The sequence below is a fragment of the Pseudomonas sp. FG43 genome (assembly GCF_057809175.1).
Genome location: NZ_JBMDJL010000025.1, coordinates 81,451 through 97,770 on the forward strand (window position 1 = coordinate 81,451; position 16,320 = coordinate 97,770).

The following is a 16,320-nucleotide window of genomic DNA, read 5'->3' on the forward strand; positions in this document are numbered from 1 at the left end:
AAGAGGCACGGTCCGGAGCACTTGCTCAGTGGGGCACGGGCCGATGGATGTCACTACGCGGTATCGGGCAAGGAGTGCAGCCGGGGCAATGTGATCCGGTCCTGCAGGGTCTGGATCAGGATGCTTTCATACTGGTCCAGCATCAGTTCCAGGCTCAGAAAACCGGCGACACTGCTACGTGCCTGAGCGCCAAGGCGTGCCAGCAGCCTGGGCTGCTGATGCAGTTTGAGCATGGCCAGCCCCAGCGAGTCCGGGTCATCGGGGCTGCACAGCAGGCCGTTGAACTGATCCTTGATGATCTCGGTCAGACCGCCCATACGGCTGGCGATGACCGGGCGGGAGTGGGCACAGGCTTCCACGGCGACCATGCCGAACGGCTCGTTCCACAGGGACGGCACGATGGCGACATCGATCTGGCTGTAGAACGCCTCGGGGTTCTGGTAACCGACAAAACTGATGTTCGGGGATGTAGCCATCGCCTTGAAACGTTGCTCGTCATTGATCTGCCCGCGCCCGGCGATCTGCAAGGTGGCGTTGAACGGCAGGTGCTGGAATTGATCGATCAGCCAGCCGACGCCTTTGGGGTCCGACAAGGTGCCGATATAACCGAAGCGCAGCGGGGCATCGGGCTCAGTTGTACGGGCTTGCGGATCATTGAGCGGGCAAGGGCTGGCGTTATAGACGACATGGCTTTTAGCGCCCCTGAAATATCCCTTTTCCTGCATGCTGTTGAGCAGGAAGCGACTGACGCCGACCACCGCGTCCACTTGCGAGGAGCGTTCGTCGTGGCCTGTGCGAAACCGCGTGCAGAGCCCGCACTGTTTTTGGCAACTATGGCCTTTCTTGAACATGGTGCTGCTTGGGCAAAGCAAGTACATGTCATGCAAGACCTGCACGACCGGAAGACCAGCCAGGCTGATTTCATCCCAGGCCGAGACTGACCAGCCCGTAAGGTTGTGACACATCACCAGATCGGGCTGCTCCAGTTCCAGTACGCGCTTTACATGGTCGCGCATGCCGGGGTTGTAGCGATCACGCAGGTGCCAGCCAAGTCGGGCCAGGCGTCCTGGCCGTTGTGCCGTGAAATGCCAGTAGGTGTTGTGCAGGCCTGCGCGATAAATCTTGATCTGGTTGAGCGCATCCATGTGCAGCCCGGCCTTGGCGGTCGTACACAGCACTGTCACGCCATGGCCGCGTTGCTGCAGGCCTTCGACCATGCGTTGCAGGATGATCTCGGCGCCACCACCGATATCCGGGGCATAAAGGCTGCTGATGAACAGGATCTTCATAGTGGATACGTCCTGTTCAGGCCCAGCACGCCGGCTTCTCCGTCACGTATGGCTTTTTCGATCAGGTTCAGGCGTTTTTCGGCATCGCAGCGGCGGGCAATCAGCCTCAGCAGGCAGAAGAATATCCAGCGATTGAGCCGATAGAGCAGCGATGAGGAAGCCCAGATATTCTTGTCGAACCAGGCCTGATTGCGCGCACCGTAATACGCACGCAGGTCCGAGCCGCCCAGCAGGTAGTTTTCATAGATATTGCTGCTGCGGGCCTTGATGTTCCAGGAGTCTTCCAGGTCATCGAGCAAGGCTTCGGGCACCAGGAAAATCCGCCCGCCACCTGCCGTGATGCGCCAGGTGTATTCGCTGTCGTCGGCATACAGCTTCAAGGCATCCAGCGGCAGCCCGATCTTCTGGTACAGGCTGCGATGGGCCAGCAAGCCGCCGTAGGTTGCAAAGGGCAGTTGCACCATGAGTGGTGTGCCTTGCAGGGCTTGAGGCCGGCCCCAGGGCAAGCGCCGCCAGATCTTGTAGGGCAGTTGCGCGATATGAAAACCGAAAAAGCTCGAGCGCCGCTGGATGGCGAAACGCTGCGGCACCCCAGAGGCAATGTCGGCCTGGTGGGTCGGACGAAATCCCAGCACCGCAGCCTTGTCCTTGCCATCGATCTGTTCACGCTGATGCAGGTACTTATGCAGGATCGAAATGGCATGGATGGTCGGAGCATTGTCATCGTCCATCAGCCAGATGTACTCGGCCCCGGCATCCAGCGCAGCTTTTATTCCCACTGCATAACCATTGGCCGAGCCGGTGTTGTCGGGCAGATAGATCACCTGTACCTGGCCGGGCCATTTGTTGCTCAAGGACTCCAGAGGTGCCACTGAAGCATTGCTGACGATAATGACACGCTCTATCTGCGGGCTTTCCAGCGAGCGACTGACCAGCGTGTGCAGGTATTTGAAACGGTCACCATAGGTGAGCGTCACCAGTGTGGTTCGGTTGATCATGGTGAGGTTCCGGGGTTGGTCGGGGGGGGGATGGCGGCCGATGCCGTTTTGCCCTGTCGCGGCCAAGGCCCCTCCCACATCATTCTGTGGGAGGGGCCTTGGCCGCGACGGCGGTTGGGTTCAGGCCCTGGCCTGCATCGGCGACAGGCTGCTGAGGGGGATCACCACTTTCTGCTGGCGTTGCAGCAGGTTGAGCAGGATCACTGCACGCTCGGTCCCGTCGGCGGCCAGGAAAATCGCTTCGACATCACAGAAACCGCCAGTGGTCACCAACACATGGTCACCCTGGGCATACATCGCTCTGGGCTTGGGGATCAGCAGGCGCTGGCGAATCTGTTCGATCAGATGATCCTGAACCGGCACCGGATGACCTCCGAACGTCACGATGCGCGCCACTCCGCGGGTTGAGCGAATCGGGTACCAGTTGTCATGCACCTGATGCATGCGAATGAACAGATAGCCCGGAAACAACTCTTCTTCGGCCTTGCCGATGCGCTTTCTGTTGTCGCTGGCGGTCAGCGGTCGATAGCACTCGAAATTCTGGCGTTGCAAGTGCTCCTGCGCCCGGCCTTCCTGCCGGGGTTTGGTCTGGATCAGGTACCAGCGTGCGGGGCTTTGGGATGTAGGCATGATGTCACTCCACTGCATGTTGTGGAGACAGGGTCGATACCGCTTCCGTCCCGATCTGGATGTAAGGGTCGTTCGCGGCCACGATTTCGTTGTCGCTGTAACGTCTCAGCAACTCCTGAATGCGCTCCAGGCTATTGAACATCAGCACATCGATGATCGACAGATTGGCCACGAAAGGGTGGGCAGACTGCGAATAGACGATCGGGTCCATCTTGAAAAAACGCAGCAGCAAGCCGTTGTGTGCGAAGTGATCGCGGTCGTACAGCTCCATGCCGCCAATGGGGTTGAGGACGGTGGTTGCCGAGAAGGTGTGCGCGATATTGATGACCCGGTCCTGCTTGTCTGTGCATGACACGAGCTTCAGATCGGAGCCGCGCAGGATCGGCGTGATGATCTGCAGGTACGCGCACAATTCGCGGATGGAGTGTTCGGCATACAGGGCAAGGTTCTGCTGCGGGAAGCGGATCAGGCGCTCGATCAACGGCATCACCTCTGCAAAGTAGGGTGCCTTGCGATAGCTCTGGGTAATCAGGCTGATGATGCGGTTGGCTTCGTCGCTGAAGTTATCGACCAGATGACGCTTCATGATCGGCAGCGCGAAGTTGTCCTTTTTCAGCGGGAAGGTAATCAGTCTGGCTTCGCCGTTGCTCAGGATCCGGTTCCGATTGACCCAGCCTGCCCGGATATATTGCAGATCGTCGCCCAGGACGAAGACATCTGCGGCTGCGATGAGCTGAAAGTAACCCAGATAGGGGAACAGGTATGGCTGCATCATTGCTATGGTCCTGGCCATGTGTAACTCCTTTAGGTGGATGGCGTGAGTGATGGGGCTGCTTGGGTTATTTCATTTTTGAACCGGGTTGTAGCTGTAGCCATAAGCGGCGCAGTCGTAATCGGAGCTCGATGCCTTGCGCACCACGGCATTGAAAATGGCACCTTTGATCAGAATGCCGTTCTGACCCAGCCTGCGTTTGCAGGCCTCGATCTCCTTGATCGTGGTCAGGCCGAAACGCGCGACCAGCAGGCAGGTGCCAGCCTGGCGACCCACCAGGGTTGCATCGGTTACCGCAAGGATGGGTGGGGTATCGACCAGGATCAGGTCATACAGCGGTGAAAGCTCGTTGAGCATTTTGCTGAAGTTGTCATGCATCAAGAGTTCCGAAGGGTTGGGCGCTGCGAACCCGCATGAAATGAAATCCAGATGACGAATCTGGGTATGGTTGATCACTTCGGTGCAGTGCAGGCGCGCAGCCAGGGTGTCGGACAGGCCGTGCTTGGGTTGCAGGCCCAATACCCGGTGCAGATAACCCTTGCGCATGTCGGCATCGATCAGCAGCACTCGCTTGCCGGTCTGGGCGATGATCGCTGCCAGGTTGCTTGAGACAAACGACTTGCCTGCGCCGGGAGACGGGCTGGAGATCATCAGCACGTTGTTGCGGGCTTCGAGCATGGCGAAGTGCAGGCTGGTACGCAGGCTGCGCAGAGACTCTATGGCCAGTTCGGTCGGCGCGGCGATGCTCAGCAGCTTCGATTCCTTGCTGGTGGAGCGGCTTTGCAGGTTTTTCTCCAGGCGTTCCTGCTGGCGGGAGTAGGGGAGCGAGGCGTAGACCGGCATGCCGATGTTTTCGATGAACTCTGCGCTTTCCACGCCGCGATAGAACGCCTGGCGAACAAATATGATGGTGATGGCCACCAGTGCCCCGAGCAGCGTAGCGATGAGCACGATCAGCTTTTTCATCGGCTTGACCGGCTTTTCGACGTTGGTGTCGGCGTTGTCGATCACTCGCACGTTACCGATGCTGCCAGCACGCAGAATGTCCTGCTCCTGGCTCTTGTTGAGCATCAGGGTGTAGGTCTGGCTGGTGACCTGCATGTCACGGGTCAGACGCAGCAGTTCCTGTTGGGTAAGGGGTAACGCTTCGATCTTTTTAAGCAGCCCTTGTTTCTGTTGCTCCAGTTGGGTCATCTGGCTCATCAGGCTGCGATAGGTCGGATGTTCACGGGTATAGAGCCGTTCCAGCTCTACACGCTTGAGCTTGAGTTCCGACATCATCGAGTCGAGCTTGACCACTTGATCGAGCACACCTTTGGTTTCGATGCTCAGGTCCACCGACTTGGCGCTGGTCTGGAAGTTGTTCAAGGCCACTTCCGACTCTTCCAGTTGCTTGCGTACCATCGGCAACTGCGAGCGCAGGAACTCCAGGCGCTGTGCGGCTTCGGCCGAACTGCGCTCGACGTTCTGCCGGACGTACAGGCGGCTGACTTCGTTGAGGATTTCATTAGCCTGTTTGGCGTCCTCGTCCTCGATGGACAGGTAAATGATCCCCGAGTCCTTGCCGGCTTCGGTGATCTTCAGGCGATTCTGGTAAATCAGTGCCGCACTCAAAGTCCGCAGCCGTGAGACGGTGAACTCCGTGCCTGGACGCGCCAGCAGATTCGCGACCTGAATCTTTACGCCGTGGCCTTCGACGGTCCGATTGGTGGCACCGTTGAGTAACAGGTTGTGGTCTTTGTCATACAGAGAGAAGGTGCCGGGCTTGCCTGCCATCAGCGTCAGGTCTTCGCCCAGCAGGTCTTCGGGGACCTCCAGTTGAAAGACGTCGATCTTCTCGCCGCCCCAGGCGTATTGATCCAGCCCCAGCAGAGGTTCTGCCAGAGCACCTTCGTATTCCGGTTTGAAGGTGCGATACAGGTAAGGACCAAATACCGGGAGAACCTTGGGCTTCTGGATCAGATTGAGTTTCAAGTCGTCGACGACCTTGCCCAGCAATGCCCGTGACTTGATCAGCTCGATTTCAGTCATGGCCTGGGAAACCGACATGGGTTTGTTGCTGACCTCCGGTGTGCCTTCGATCCCGACTTTCTTGGGTTCGATCTGGATCATGGCGTTGGCCTGGTAAATCGGTGTGGCAAGAATCGCGTAGGCCAGGCCGACCATGAAGAACAGGCTGACGATCCAGATGATCAGTCCCTTGTGGTCGAACAGCATGCGCAAGATAGTTGCCAAATCGACCCGGGTGTCCTGGTAGTAATCCAGGGAAGAACGGTTCATGACGGTCATTTATCTTGTTTCTCCTGACTGAAGATAAGGAAGCCAGTCGTCGACGCATCGCGAGAGATGCTCATAGGTCTTTTCAAAGGCTGACTGGGGCCCCCGGTAGGGGTCGGCTATTTCTTGCTTTTGTTGCCACTTGCCGATCAGAAACGTCTTGCCACGTACTTCCGGCGCCAGTTTCAGAATGTTGAGAATGTGTGGCTGCTCCATCAGCAGGATCAGATCTGCCTGACGCAGCAGTTGCCGACTCACCTGACGGGCTTCATGGCGGCGCGTCGGGACGCCATGAGCCTGCAATACGGTTTTTGCCAGTGGATCGATGGACGAGCCCGGCATCGTGCCGATCCCCGCCGAATGGATCAGTACGCCGGGTGAAGAGAGGCGGTGGCGGAACAGGGCTTCGGCCATGGGGCTGCGGCAGATGTTGCCCACGCAGACCACCAGCACATTACTGAACATGGTGCTTGCCGCTTGAAGGCATCAGCCTCTTGCCCAAGTTGACGATGAAGTTGCGTGCCACCATCAGCAGCGCCTGAAACTTGTTGCGAGGCACCAGAGCCGACAGCGAAAGGCTGACCACTTGCATCAGAAAGTGCTCATACAACTGCTGATTACCCAGCCGGTTGTAGTAGTTGGCCAGGCTTGAACAGGTCAGCAGGCTCATGTGGATCTTTCGCTTGTTGGTGCGCATGGAAAAGATCCCGCCGGGGTGCAGCCGGTAAGCGGCGGGTTTGATCTCGGCGATGAACTTGCCTTTGCCGAAAGCGCCCAGCAACGACCACCAGCACAGGTCGTTGAGGGGGGCAATCGGCGGTTTGAGTTCGGGCGGCATGCTGGAGAACACATTGCGAAAGCAGACCGTCAACGTGGAGATCCGCCGCGCCATCTGTAACTCTAGGGCCGTGGCGTCGGCCCGCAGACTGCCTTGCAACTGGATGCCATATTGGCCGTGCTCATCGAAGGCTATGGCGTCGTGATAGGTGATGACGTAATCGGGATGGCTTTCGAGAAAGTCCACCTGCAATTGCAGCTTGCGCGGATCGGTCCAGTAATCATCGGCTTCGCAATAGGCGATATAGCGGCCGCGAGCCTTGGCGAACAGTTCCGGGACACAGGGTTTGCCCTGGCGGTACTGATTCTCCTCCTGATAAAACGGGCGAATGATCGTCGGGTAGCGCTTGGCGTATTGCGCAATGATCTGCGCGGTACCGTCGGTGGAGGCGTCGTCATTGATCAGGATTTCATAGCTGAAGCTCGTCTGCTGAGACAGGAAGCCATCCAGCGTCTGGGTGATGAACGCTTCCTGGTTGTAAGCCGGGCAGATGATGCTCAATAACGGTTCGGCATTGGCAGGGCGCGTATTTTTTACAGTGGCATCCATGGCTCATGTACTCGGTTTGCTGAACAAGATGTAGATCCTCATCGCCAGCGGTTTGTAGCTTGCCGCTACCAGCGTCAGGGTGATGAAGCCACTGGCGGCGAGCCCCAGAAGCACGGTTGTGCGGCTTTGCTCAGAGATCATGCGAAACACCGGCTCGCTGCAGATCAGCCCGATGGCGGTCATCGCACTGATTCGCAGGATGTCGCGCAGCCATTGCCCATGAATGCCTGGGGCCAGATGCTGGTGAACGATCATTGGCCAGATCGCGAACGACACGACCCGCAGGGAAAAGAAGGCCAGCGCTGCGCCGTAGGCTCCCTGGTAATGAATCGCGACAAACATGACGGGCACCGTGATCACGGCGGAAATGACGCTGTACCAGATGTGCAATCTCATCTGCCCATAGGCGTATTGCAGATAGAACTGGAAAGCGCTGGCTGCCATGATTGCGCTGCCCAGTGCGTACCAGCACAGAACCGAACGCCCCCATTGAGCGGCGGCCTGATCGCCGGTCCAGGCATAGATCAGCGGTTCTGCATGCACTGCGACAATGGCGGCCAACGGAAACAGAAACGTGCAGACAAAACGGTTGGCCGCCAGAAACAAGGCATGCATGTCCTGATGACGATCTTCGGCCACCAGTACCGTCAGGCGCGGCAGCAAAGCCTGCACCAGCGGGTTGGTCAGCATCATGATGCCGGTCGTAATCAGCGCCACCAGCGAGAAATATCCGTATTGATCCAGGGGCAGTATTTCCGAGAGCAGCACCTTGTCGATCTGGGTCAGCACGATCCACAGCACGCTGCTCAGGGAGATGCTGGCGGCGAATGGAATGATCGGTTTGACCAGTTGCCAGTCGATGCCGGTAAGCCAGTGTGCAACCGGCATCTGACGCCAGGCTCTGGTAGCGAATATCAGGGTTTCGAGTGCGGCGACAACGACCTGAAACTCAAAGAAATCCTGCGGGTCCTGAGAGAAGCTGCTCACCAGCAACAGCCCGCCGAAGTAACGCAGGGTCGCGATGATGATGTTTACGGCATTGAGCCAGGCATGTTGCTCAAGCCCCTGGATTCCACTCTTGTACAGCGTCGAATACAGACGCAGGGCGATGACCACGCCCATCAGGCCGATGCAGTTGATGAGCGTCTGGGGCTGCAACTCCTGGGCATTGAGCCAGTGCATCGCAATCCATGGGCTGGCGGCGTAGACAGCCAGGGCACTCAGGAGCGCCAGCGGCAGAAACATGATCTCGAACGAGCGCAGTATCCGTCCTTGGTGCCTTTCGCTGGCTGGCGCTCCCTGATGCTGGGCTACGGCACGCACAAGGCTGGGTGAAAGACCGGCATCGAGCAATTGCAGCCAGGCCTGCATGACGGTGAAAAAACCGATCAGGCCATACGCCTCGGCGCCAAGATGGCCGAGGTAGAACGGCATGATCAGAATTCCCACCAGCATCACATAAGCCTGCCCGGCGTAATTCAGCGCGGTATTACCGATGACGGAGCGTTTGCTGAACATGGGCATCAGATGACCTGAGCAATGGCGGGGCTTTGGTAGCTCACGTTGCCCAGGCTGCATTCTTCGATCAGGGTATGAATGACCCTGTCCTGATCGTCACGCGGCAGGCCTGGGTAAATGGGCAGGCACAGCACTCGCTCGCTCAAGGCCCGTGATACGGGTTGCCCTGGTTGTGGCTGAAGGTATTCAAGGGTGTCCAGAGACGGGTAAAAATAGCGACGCGGGTTGATACTGCGGGCGTTGAGCGCAGTACGCACCTTGAGCAGGTGCTGTTCGTCCTGCAGGGCTACCGGGAAGTAGCTGTGGTTCAACTCGCTATCGGCTTCGGGCTGCTGAAGATCCAGATAGCTTTCCAGGCGCGAGCTGTAGCGATGGGCGATTTCGGCGCGTTCTTCGAGGATGTTCTCGATATTGTCCAGAATGCACAGCCCCATGGCTGCCGAGAACTCATTCAGCTTGGCGTTGATACCAATGCCGTCGATCTTGTCGACATCGGCGATACCGAAGTTGCACAGCAGGTAGGCGCGTCTGGCCAGTTCGTCATCGTTGGTGATGATCGCGCCGCCTTCGATGGTATGAAACAGCTTGGTCGCATGGAAGCTCAGGGTGCTGATGTCGCCCCGGTTGAGCACGGACTGACCGGCATGGCGCACCGCGAATGCATGGGCGCCGTCATAGACCACCTTGAGCCGGTGCTTGCGGGCTATCTGCTCGATTGCATCGACTGCGCAAGGGTTGCCGAACACATGGGTGCCGACAATCGCGCTGGTGTCGTCGGTGATGCAGCTTTCGATGTGCCGGGCCGAGATGTTCCAGGTATGGGGGTCGATATCCGCGAAGATCGGCCGGATACCTTCCCATTGCAGAGAGCTGGTGGTCGCGACAAAGCTGAAAGGCGTGGTCACGGCGCTGCCGCTCAGGCCAAGGGCGCGATAGGCGACTTGCAACGCCAGGGTGCCATTGTTGGTCAGGATGATGTGCTTGACCCCCAGGTAGTCTTTGAGCCGGCTCTCCAGCTCGCCTACCAGTGGCCCGTGATTGGTCAGCCAGCCTCGTGCGTAGATACCCTCGACATACGCCTTGAACTTGTCGATATCACCCAGGTAAGTCTTGGTTACGTTAATCATCGAAACCTCCATGTCTGTTCGTCGAATCGTGATGTTGCGGACATGAGCGCCAGCCATCAGGGCTGGCGGGCGGTCGTTTCTGGAGGGGAGACGCTGGTCTGGGCGCTGACACGTGCCGCCCGACCCTGGTTGATACCCAGGATCAGGCGGGTGGCTGTGCTGCCGCTGTGGGGATCGCCGAAATGCAGGATGGCTGTGGCTCGTTTCAACCCTGGACTGCATGGCTGGTTGGCGTGCAAGGAGCGATAGCCCCAGAACAGATAGATATTGCCGGGTTCCAGTTTCAACACTTTCGGAGCGAGCCAGCCCCGATTGATGGCGATGCAGGTCATCCAGCGACTGAAGCGGTTCTGCAACAGTGCTTTCTCGACGACATTACGCGCGACGTTACTGCGCAGTTTGCGCGCGTTGGCGAACAGCATCAGGTCGCCGCATTCTTCACCGTCGACCGGGATGTAGATCGGAATCAATGCGGTGACCAGGCTGGCGTCGAAGTGAAAACAGTTGGACTCGCGTATTCCCTGAGAGCCCTGGATGCAGCGCAATACAGGGAATATCTGCTCGCTTGGGCTTTCCTGCCGGGCAGCATGCCGGTAGAGGCCGGCCATCAGCTGTTTGAATTCAGGGTCTGACCAGAGGCTGGCCAGCAAGCTTTCGCCCAGTGCAGTTTCACCGTGATAGGCGAAGTACTCGCCCGGGTGTTTCGCGGCCCGGCTGTCGGTAAAGTCCCGCAGTTGCTCAAGGTCGGTGCTGCTTAATATGTTTTTGAGGGTAGTAAATCCATTTGCATCTATATCGTTGGCCAACTGTTGAACGTGCTGTGCATCGAATGCGGGTAGAAGTGGCATTTCAGTTACACCTTTGTTCAGGTGGTGGCGAAAAACCAAAAGCGAAACTGCTGGCCTGGTTTGTAGAGTTACTTGATGTCTGGGCACGCTACCGCCCGAATCTGTGGATTCGAGCTGGAGTACTGATGCAAATGACACCCACGCTGGCCTGATTGAACGAATCTGTTCCAGTGAAACGATTGCTTCAGACAAAGCTACCGCCACACCGAACACGTTCAGTAAATTCAAGGAGGGCATGAGTCAACAGACATCCAGCGGGGCCAGAACAAGGCTCCGTGGAAACAACTAACGTCGTGTGGGCAGAACAGATGTTACGGCTTGACCCGATCCTGCGTTTTGCTCTGTGGCATTTACGTAAAGTCCAGGATGGGTCTGACAGTCCTATATATTGGTAGCGTCAGCCATTCTGTCAAATTATTTCGTCAGCTTTCTGTTAAATAGTTGATAAACAGTTTCATGAAATAATTAAGTTGTTGATTTCAAACAGGGTCAAAAAAACAGCACGTGCCTCATAAGGGGGCGGTGTCATTTTTTAGGCGTGTTTACAGAACAGAGGGTGTAAAGTTTTTACAGAGCTGACCGAAGCGCTGAGCATAGGTCGTCTCGGACAATCTGCATCTGGAAGGCTATACCTTTTTATTCTTAAAAAGAATATATAAATAATAATTTATAATTTTTGGTTCTATATGCTTTCATGCATCATGGACCCCGTGATCTGTAACGTAGCGGGCTTTGAGAATGGCATCTCAGGGTTTGGACCGGATCGAAGGGATATGTCGATCATGTAAGCAGTTCGGGATGCCGGGCTGGGCAATTCAGAGGGCTGTACATGCAAAATTCTGCGCTGTATTTCGATTACGCTGCCACCACACCTGTGGACGAGCGCGTGATTCAGGTGATGGTCAAGTGTCTGGGGCTAACGGGCAATTTCGGTAATCCTGCTTCCAGTTCTCATTCATATGGCCAACAGGCGCGCCTGACAGTCGAATACGCTCGCGAGCAGGTGGCTGGGCTGGTAGGGGCGCAGGCCGGGCAGATTATCTGGACGTCCGGTGCGACCGAGTCCAATAACCTGGCGCTCAAGGGCGTTGCCCAGGAGCATGCGTTGCGCACGGCAAGATCCGGCGGGCATATCATTACCAGCCAGATCGAACATAAAGCCATTCTCGATACCGCCCAGCAACTGGAGGCCGGCGGTTACGAAGTCACCTACCTTGCGCCCGACGCCGATGGCCTGATCACCGCTGAGGCTGTCAGTGCGGCACTGCGCGACAATACCTTCCTGGTGTCCTTGATGCTGGTCAACAACGAGCTGGGGACCGTCAACGACATCGCCGAGATTGGCAAACGGGTTCGCGAGCACGGAGCTTTGTTTCATGTCGATGCCGCTCAAGGCGCTGGCAAGCTGGCGATCAACCTTGCCGGGCTTGCAGTGGACCTGATGTCGTTTTCGGCGCACAAGATCTATGGCCCCAAAGGTATTGGCGCCCTGTATGTCGGCCCACGTGCCGAGCAGCGTGTCCTGGCCCAGATCCATGGCGGTGGCCATGAATACGGCCTGCGTTCGGGAACCCTTGCGACCCACCAGATTGCCGGAATGGGCGCAGCCTTCGCGCTGGCGGCTGACTCTCTTGAGGAGGAGATCGCCCATATCGAGCGCTTGAGCCTGCGTCTGCGTGATCACCTGGCTGATATTGCGGGTGTACGAATCAATGGCAGCCCTGCTCAACGTATCCCGCACACCTTGAGCCTGACCTTCGGCAAGAACGATCTCAATATTGCTGCCCTTGGCAACGGCCTGGCTTTTTCTTCCACGTCGGCCTGCAACTCCGCGAAGAACACACCTTCGCACGTGCTGCTGGCGCTTGGGCACAGCGCACAGGCGGCGGGCCAGACCATTCGCTTGAGCCTGGGGCGTTTCACCAGCGAGCAGGATATCGACCGCGCTGCCGAGCTGATTCGTGCTTCATTGATCCAGCCTGCATTCTGGGCGGTTGCTCAGTCTTGATTGGTGCTCCATTATCTGACCCGATATAGCGATTAAATCGGGTCAGGAGAGTCAATGAGTACGCAATCCACAGGAGTGGCAGAACGTTTGGCGCAGACACGCGCCTTGATGAGTCGGGAACAGATCGATGCCTATCTGGTGCCATCGGCCGATCCCCATCTCTCCGAATATCTGCCCGGCTACTGGCAAGGAAGGCAATGGCTTTCCGGTTTCCATGGCTCCGTGGGGACGTTGATCATCACTCAGGACTTTGCCGGTGTCTGGGCTGACAGTCGTTACTGGGAGCAGGCGACCAAGGAGTTGGCGGGCAGCGGTATAGAACTGGTCAAGCTGCTTCCCGGTCAGCAAGGCCCTCTGGAATGGCTCGCCGAACAGGCTGGCTCTGAAAGTGTCGTTGCAGTCGATGGTGCCGTGCTGGCCGTTGCTTCTTCCCGCAGTCTGGCCAGCAAGTTGTATGCGCGTGGAGCCAGGTTGCGTACGGACATGGACCTGCTCAATGAGCTATGGAAAGACCGTCCGGCCTTGCCTGCGAATCCCGTGTTTGAGCATCTGCCTCCGCATGCCTCGATTCCCCGTGGCGAAAAGCTGACCCGATTGCGCCAGGCCATGGTTGAGCGTGGCGCCGACTGGCATTTCATTGCGACCCTGGATGACATCGCCTGGCTGTTCAACCTGCGTGGCACAGACGTTTCCTATAATCCTGTCTTCATCTCTTTTGCACTGATCGGGCCGCAGAGCGTCACTTTGTTCGTGGCTTCGGACAAGGTGGGCAATGATGTGCGCCTCAGCCTTGTGCGTGATGGCATCAACCTGCTGGAGTACACACAGATCGGTGCAGCATTGCGTGAGGTTCCCAAGGATGCGCGGCTGCTGGTGGACCCGGCGCGTGTGACCTGTGGCCTGCTCGATTACCTGGACAGTGAAGTGACGCTGATTGAAGGGCTGAATCCGAGCACCTTGTTCAAATCACAGAAAACCGAAGCCGACACCCAGCATATCCGCCATGTCATGGAGCAGGACGGCGCGGCGTTGTGCGAGTTTTTTGCCTGGCTTGAAGCAGCCTCCGGCCGTGAGCCCATCAGTGAGCTGACCATCGACGAGAAACTCACCGAAGCTCGTCAGCGACGTCCCGGCTATGTGTCGCCCAGCTTCGCTACCATCGCCGGATTCAACGGTAACGGGGCGATGCCGCATTATCGTGCGACTGCAGAAGAGTATGCGCAGATCGAGGGAGACGGTCTGTTGCTGATTGACTCCGGCGGGCAATACCTGGGCGGTACTACCGACATTACGCGCATGGTGCCGGTAGGTACGCCAAGTGCCGAGCAGAAGCAGGATTGCACGCGAGTGCTCAAGGGCGTGATTGCTTTGTCACGCGCGCACTTTCCGAAGGGCATCCTGTCGCCGTTGCTGGACTCCATTGCCCGGGCTCCGATATGGGCCGACGAAGTCAATTACGGCCATGGTACCGGGCACGGTGTCGGTTATTTTCTGAATGTGCATGAAGGGCCGCAGGTTATTGCCTATCAGGCAGCCCCCACGCCACAGACGGCAATGCTGCCGGGAATGATCACGTCAATCGAGCCGGGTACATACCGGCCGGGGCGTTGGGGAGTGCGGATCGAGAATCTGGTCATCAACCAGGAAGCGGGCAAGACCGAGTTCGGTGAGTTCCTCAGGTTCGAGACACTGACCCTGTGCCCGATCGATACTCGCTGCCTGGAAATATCACTGCTGAGTGTGGATGAGCGCAAGTGGCTCAACGATTACCATGCCCACGTCAATGAACGCCTGAGCCCGCTGTTGCAGGGTGCTTCGCTTCAGTGGCTACAGGTGCGTACGGCAGCGGTCTGATATCTGTGTTGATGTGTCGAAGCCTTTAAGGCTTCGACGCGGATTCGCCTATGGGCGAGCTTTTCCTGCAGACGATGATCATGCTGCGGCTGGTGTAGCCTGCCGGGTTCAGGCCGAATGGATAATCGCCCGGATCTTCTACCGCGTCGCCGGATTTGGCGATAACCTTGTAGTTTTTGGACTCACAGGCGTTGGTCGCCAATTCGTAGCATTTTTCCCAGGATGAAGACAGGCCCGAGCAATTGATGTGGATACCGCGCTTGCCTTGCTTGACAGGGGGGGATGTTGCAGCGCATCCGGCCACGGCGAGTAACGCTAGTACGATAAAGATGTATTTCATGCCCTTCCTTAACTGGTCATTATTCAAAGCCAGCGTCTGGCCTGAGTTCTTGTGATCACATAATGACTTCGTAACGTGATGTCCCGATGGCAGTATCTGCGAAACGGGAAACCACAAAGGCGTAAACATGGCTCATGCGCGTGACAAATGCTAGTGCTCTGTCGCGCAAATTAATGTCCATTTTCTTACAGGCTCAATCGGCAGGTACTAATTGTGGGTTGCCGGGGGTTGATGTGAGCGTCGCGCCGATGGATGCCAGAATAATGGCCAAAATGGCCAGCCATTGAACCAGGGTCAGGTGCTCACTGAGGAAAAGGATGCCTGACAAGGCGGCGAAGACCGGTTCAAGGCTTGCCAGCATTCCGAAAGTCCGTGCGGGCATGCGGGTCAGTGCAACCATTTCCAGGCTGTAAGGCAGCGCGGTCGAAAGAATCGCGACACCCAGGGCGGCGGGTATGAGCGAAATGTCGAGCAGCGCCGAGCCAGCGTGTACCACTCCAATCGGAGCAATGAAGATTGCGGCAATGATGACCCCCAGTGCGGCGGTCTGAATCCCGTTGTCTGCTCCGGCTCTCTGGCCGAACAGAATATAAAGAGCCCAACACACTCCGGCCCCCAGCGCATAGGCCGCGCCGAGCAGGTCAATACTGGCGCTCGACTGGCCGACCGGGATGAGCAACAGCAGACCGATGACGGCCAGCACAACCCAGAGGAAGTCGATGGCTTTTCGCGAAGAGAGCAGGGCAACAGCCAGTGGCCCGGTAAACTCAAGGGCTACGGCAATGCCCAGCGGGATGGTTTGCAGTGACATATAGAAGAGGAAGTTCATCCCGCCCAGGGCTATGCCGTAAATGACCACTGTGCGTAGCGATCTTGCGGTGAGGCGTGCTCGCCAGGGGCGCAATATGACCAGAAGGATCAGGCTGGCAAAGACCAGTCGGAGCGTGGTCGTTCCCTGTGCCCCTACGGCTGGGAAAAGACTTTTGGCCAGTGAGGCGCCGCTTTGAATCGAAGCCATCGCAATCATCAGCAATCCCAAGGGAAAGATGATGGAAGCAAGGCGGGGCTTATCGGTCATTTCAGTTGTGTATCCAGGGTGATCGGGGTGGTGAGGGCAGTATAATGCTCAATAATTGACGGGTGAGCAATATATTGCGCATCTGGAGCGCTTTTCTATATAGAAGAAGTGTTCGAGAAGGTTGTTTTTGCTGAAAACCAAATTAACGGTTGACGGGCGATTTAATGTCTCTATAATTCGCCCCACTTCCGGCG

The 16,320-nt window shown here is 57.3% G+C and carries 14 protein-coding genes; 2 read left to right on the forward strand and 12 right to left on the reverse strand.

Features of this window, described 5'->3' with window-relative positions; all coding sequences use genetic code 11:
- Window positions 1-53 precede the first annotated feature (53 nt).
- The 10 genes from ACODS3_RS23775 to ACODS3_RS23820 all read right to left on the reverse strand — a co-directional run bounded on the left by ACODS3_RS23775 (window position 54) and on the right by ACODS3_RS23820 (window position 10,846).
- A complete protein-coding gene (locus ACODS3_RS23775; protein WP_201020451.1) occupies window positions 54-1,289 on the reverse strand; it encodes a glycosyltransferase family 4 protein in 1,236 nt (411 codons plus the stop codon).
- Window positions 1,286-2,287 (reverse strand): glycosyltransferase, encoded by a 1,002-nt coding sequence (locus tag ACODS3_RS23780; protein ID WP_201006630.1) that lies wholly within the window; start codon window positions 2,285-2,287, stop codon window positions 1,286-1,288. Before ACODS3_RS23780 ends, ACODS3_RS23775 begins: the two co-directional genes overlap by 4 nt.
- Window positions 2,288-2,407: 120 nt before the next feature.
- Window positions 2,408-2,917, reverse strand: coding sequence for a transcription/translation regulatory transformer protein RfaH (gene rfaH, locus ACODS3_RS23785; protein ID WP_201006628.1), 510 nt, complete (start codon window positions 2,915-2,917; stop codon window positions 2,408-2,410).
- Window positions 2,918-2,921: 4 nt separating this feature from the next.
- Window positions 2,922-3,710, reverse strand: a complete 789-nt coding sequence (locus tag ACODS3_RS23790; protein WP_201020450.1) for a WbqC family protein — start codon at window positions 3,708-3,710, stop codon at window positions 2,922-2,924.
- A 51-nt stretch (window positions 3,711-3,761) separates the two neighbouring features.
- Complete coding sequence (locus tag ACODS3_RS23795) at window positions 3,762-5,978, reverse strand: polysaccharide biosynthesis tyrosine autokinase (protein ID WP_201020449.1); 2,217 nt, start codon at window positions 5,976-5,978, stop codon at window positions 3,762-3,764.
- Window positions 5,979-6,431: a low molecular weight protein-tyrosine-phosphatase gene (locus tag ACODS3_RS23800; RefSeq protein ID WP_201020448.1), complete on the reverse strand. Its 453-nt coding sequence runs from the start codon at window positions 6,429-6,431 to the stop codon at window positions 5,979-5,981.
- Complete coding sequence (locus ACODS3_RS23805) at window positions 6,421-7,353, reverse strand: glycosyltransferase family 2 protein (RefSeq protein ID WP_201006621.1); 933 nt, start codon at window positions 7,351-7,353, stop codon at window positions 6,421-6,423. Before ACODS3_RS23805 ends, ACODS3_RS23800 begins: the two co-directional genes overlap by 11 nt.
- 3 nt (window positions 7,354-7,356) lie before the next feature.
- A complete protein-coding gene (locus ACODS3_RS23810) occupies window positions 7,357-8,871 on the reverse strand; it encodes a lipopolysaccharide biosynthesis protein (RefSeq protein ID WP_201020447.1) in 1,515 nt (504 codons plus the stop codon).
- A 5-nt stretch (window positions 8,872-8,876) separates the two neighbouring features.
- Window positions 8,877-9,998: a DegT/DnrJ/EryC1/StrS family aminotransferase gene (locus ACODS3_RS23815; protein ID WP_201020446.1), complete on the reverse strand. Its 1,122-nt coding sequence runs from the start codon at window positions 9,996-9,998 to the stop codon at window positions 8,877-8,879.
- Window positions 9,999-10,054: 56 nt separating this feature from the next.
- Complete coding sequence (locus ACODS3_RS23820; protein WP_201020445.1) at window positions 10,055-10,846, reverse strand: hypothetical protein; 792 nt, start codon at window positions 10,844-10,846, stop codon at window positions 10,055-10,057.
- An 829-nt stretch (window positions 10,847-11,675) separates the two neighbouring features.
- Between ACODS3_RS23820 and ACODS3_RS23825 the strand changes: the two genes are divergently transcribed.
- Both ACODS3_RS23825 and ACODS3_RS23830 read left to right on the forward strand, forming a co-directional pair.
- Complete coding sequence (locus tag ACODS3_RS23825) at window positions 11,676-12,854, forward strand: cysteine desulfurase family protein (protein WP_489036564.1); 1,179 nt, start codon at window positions 11,676-11,678, stop codon at window positions 12,852-12,854.
- Between the two features lie 54 nt (window positions 12,855-12,908).
- The gene (locus ACODS3_RS23830) at window positions 12,909-14,708 is read left to right on the forward strand and encodes an aminopeptidase P family protein (protein WP_201020443.1); all 1,800 of its coding nucleotides are present in this window, start codon (window positions 12,909-12,911) and stop codon (window positions 14,706-14,708) included.
- A 25-nt stretch (window positions 14,709-14,733) separates the two neighbouring features.
- Here ACODS3_RS23830 and ACODS3_RS23835 read toward each other — a convergent pair whose 3' ends face one another.
- Together ACODS3_RS23835 and rhtA are read right to left on the reverse strand one after the other, a co-directional pair.
- Complete coding sequence (locus ACODS3_RS23835; protein ID WP_201020442.1) at window positions 14,734-15,048, reverse strand: outer membrane protein assembly factor BamD; 315 nt, start codon at window positions 15,046-15,048, stop codon at window positions 14,734-14,736.
- 193 nt (window positions 15,049-15,241) lie between these two features.
- Window positions 15,242-16,126 (reverse strand): threonine/homoserine exporter RhtA, encoded by an 885-nt coding sequence (gene rhtA, locus ACODS3_RS23840; protein WP_489036567.1) that lies wholly within the window; start codon window positions 16,124-16,126, stop codon window positions 15,242-15,244.
- Window positions 16,127-16,320: the final 194 nt, after the last annotated feature.

Bases quoted from the DNA above. Each gene is read 5' to 3' on its own strand.
- ACODS3_RS23775 (WP_201020451.1), bottom strand. From the start codon at position 1,289: ATGAAGATCCTGTTCATCAGCAGCCTTTATGCCCCGGATATCGGTGGT.
- ACODS3_RS23780 (WP_201006630.1), bottom strand. From the start codon at position 2,287: ATGATCAACCGAACCACACTGGTGACGCTCACCTATGGTGACCGTTTC.
- rfaH (WP_201006628.1), bottom strand. From the start codon at position 2,917: ATGCCTACATCCCAAAGCCCCGCACGCTGGTACCTGATCCAGACCAAA.
- ACODS3_RS23790 (WP_201020450.1), bottom strand. From the start codon at position 3,710: ATGGCCAGGACCATAGCAATGATGCAGCCATACCTGTTCCCCTATCTG.
- ACODS3_RS23795 (WP_201020449.1), bottom strand. From the start codon at position 5,978: ATGACCGTCATGAACCGTTCTTCCCTGGATTACTACCAGGACACCCGG.
- ACODS3_RS23800 (WP_201020448.1), bottom strand. From the start codon at position 6,431: ATGTTCAGTAATGTGCTGGTGGTCTGCGTGGGCAACATCTGCCGCAGC.
- ACODS3_RS23805 (WP_201006621.1), bottom strand. From the start codon at position 7,353: ATGGATGCCACTGTAAAAAATACGCGCCCTGCCAATGCCGAACCGTTA.
- ACODS3_RS23810 (WP_201020447.1), bottom strand. From the start codon at position 8,871: ATGTTCAGCAAACGCTCCGTCATCGGTAATACCGCGCTGAATTACGCC.
- ACODS3_RS23815 (WP_201020446.1), bottom strand. From the start codon at position 9,998: ATGATTAACGTAACCAAGACTTACCTGGGTGATATCGACAAGTTCAAG.
- ACODS3_RS23820 (WP_201020445.1), bottom strand. From the start codon at position 10,846: ATGCCACTTCTACCCGCATTCGATGCACAGCACGTTCAACAGTTGGCC.
- ACODS3_RS23825 (WP_489036564.1), top strand. From the start codon at position 11,676: ATGCAAAATTCTGCGCTGTATTTCGATTACGCTGCCACCACACCTGTG.
- ACODS3_RS23830 (WP_201020443.1), top strand. From the start codon at position 12,909: ATGAGTACGCAATCCACAGGAGTGGCAGAACGTTTGGCGCAGACACGC.
- ACODS3_RS23835 (WP_201020442.1), bottom strand. From the start codon at position 15,048: ATGAAATACATCTTTATCGTACTAGCGTTACTCGCCGTGGCCGGATGC.
- rhtA (WP_489036567.1), bottom strand. From the start codon at position 16,126: ATGACCGATAAGCCCCGCCTTGCTTCCATCATCTTTCCCTTGGGATTG.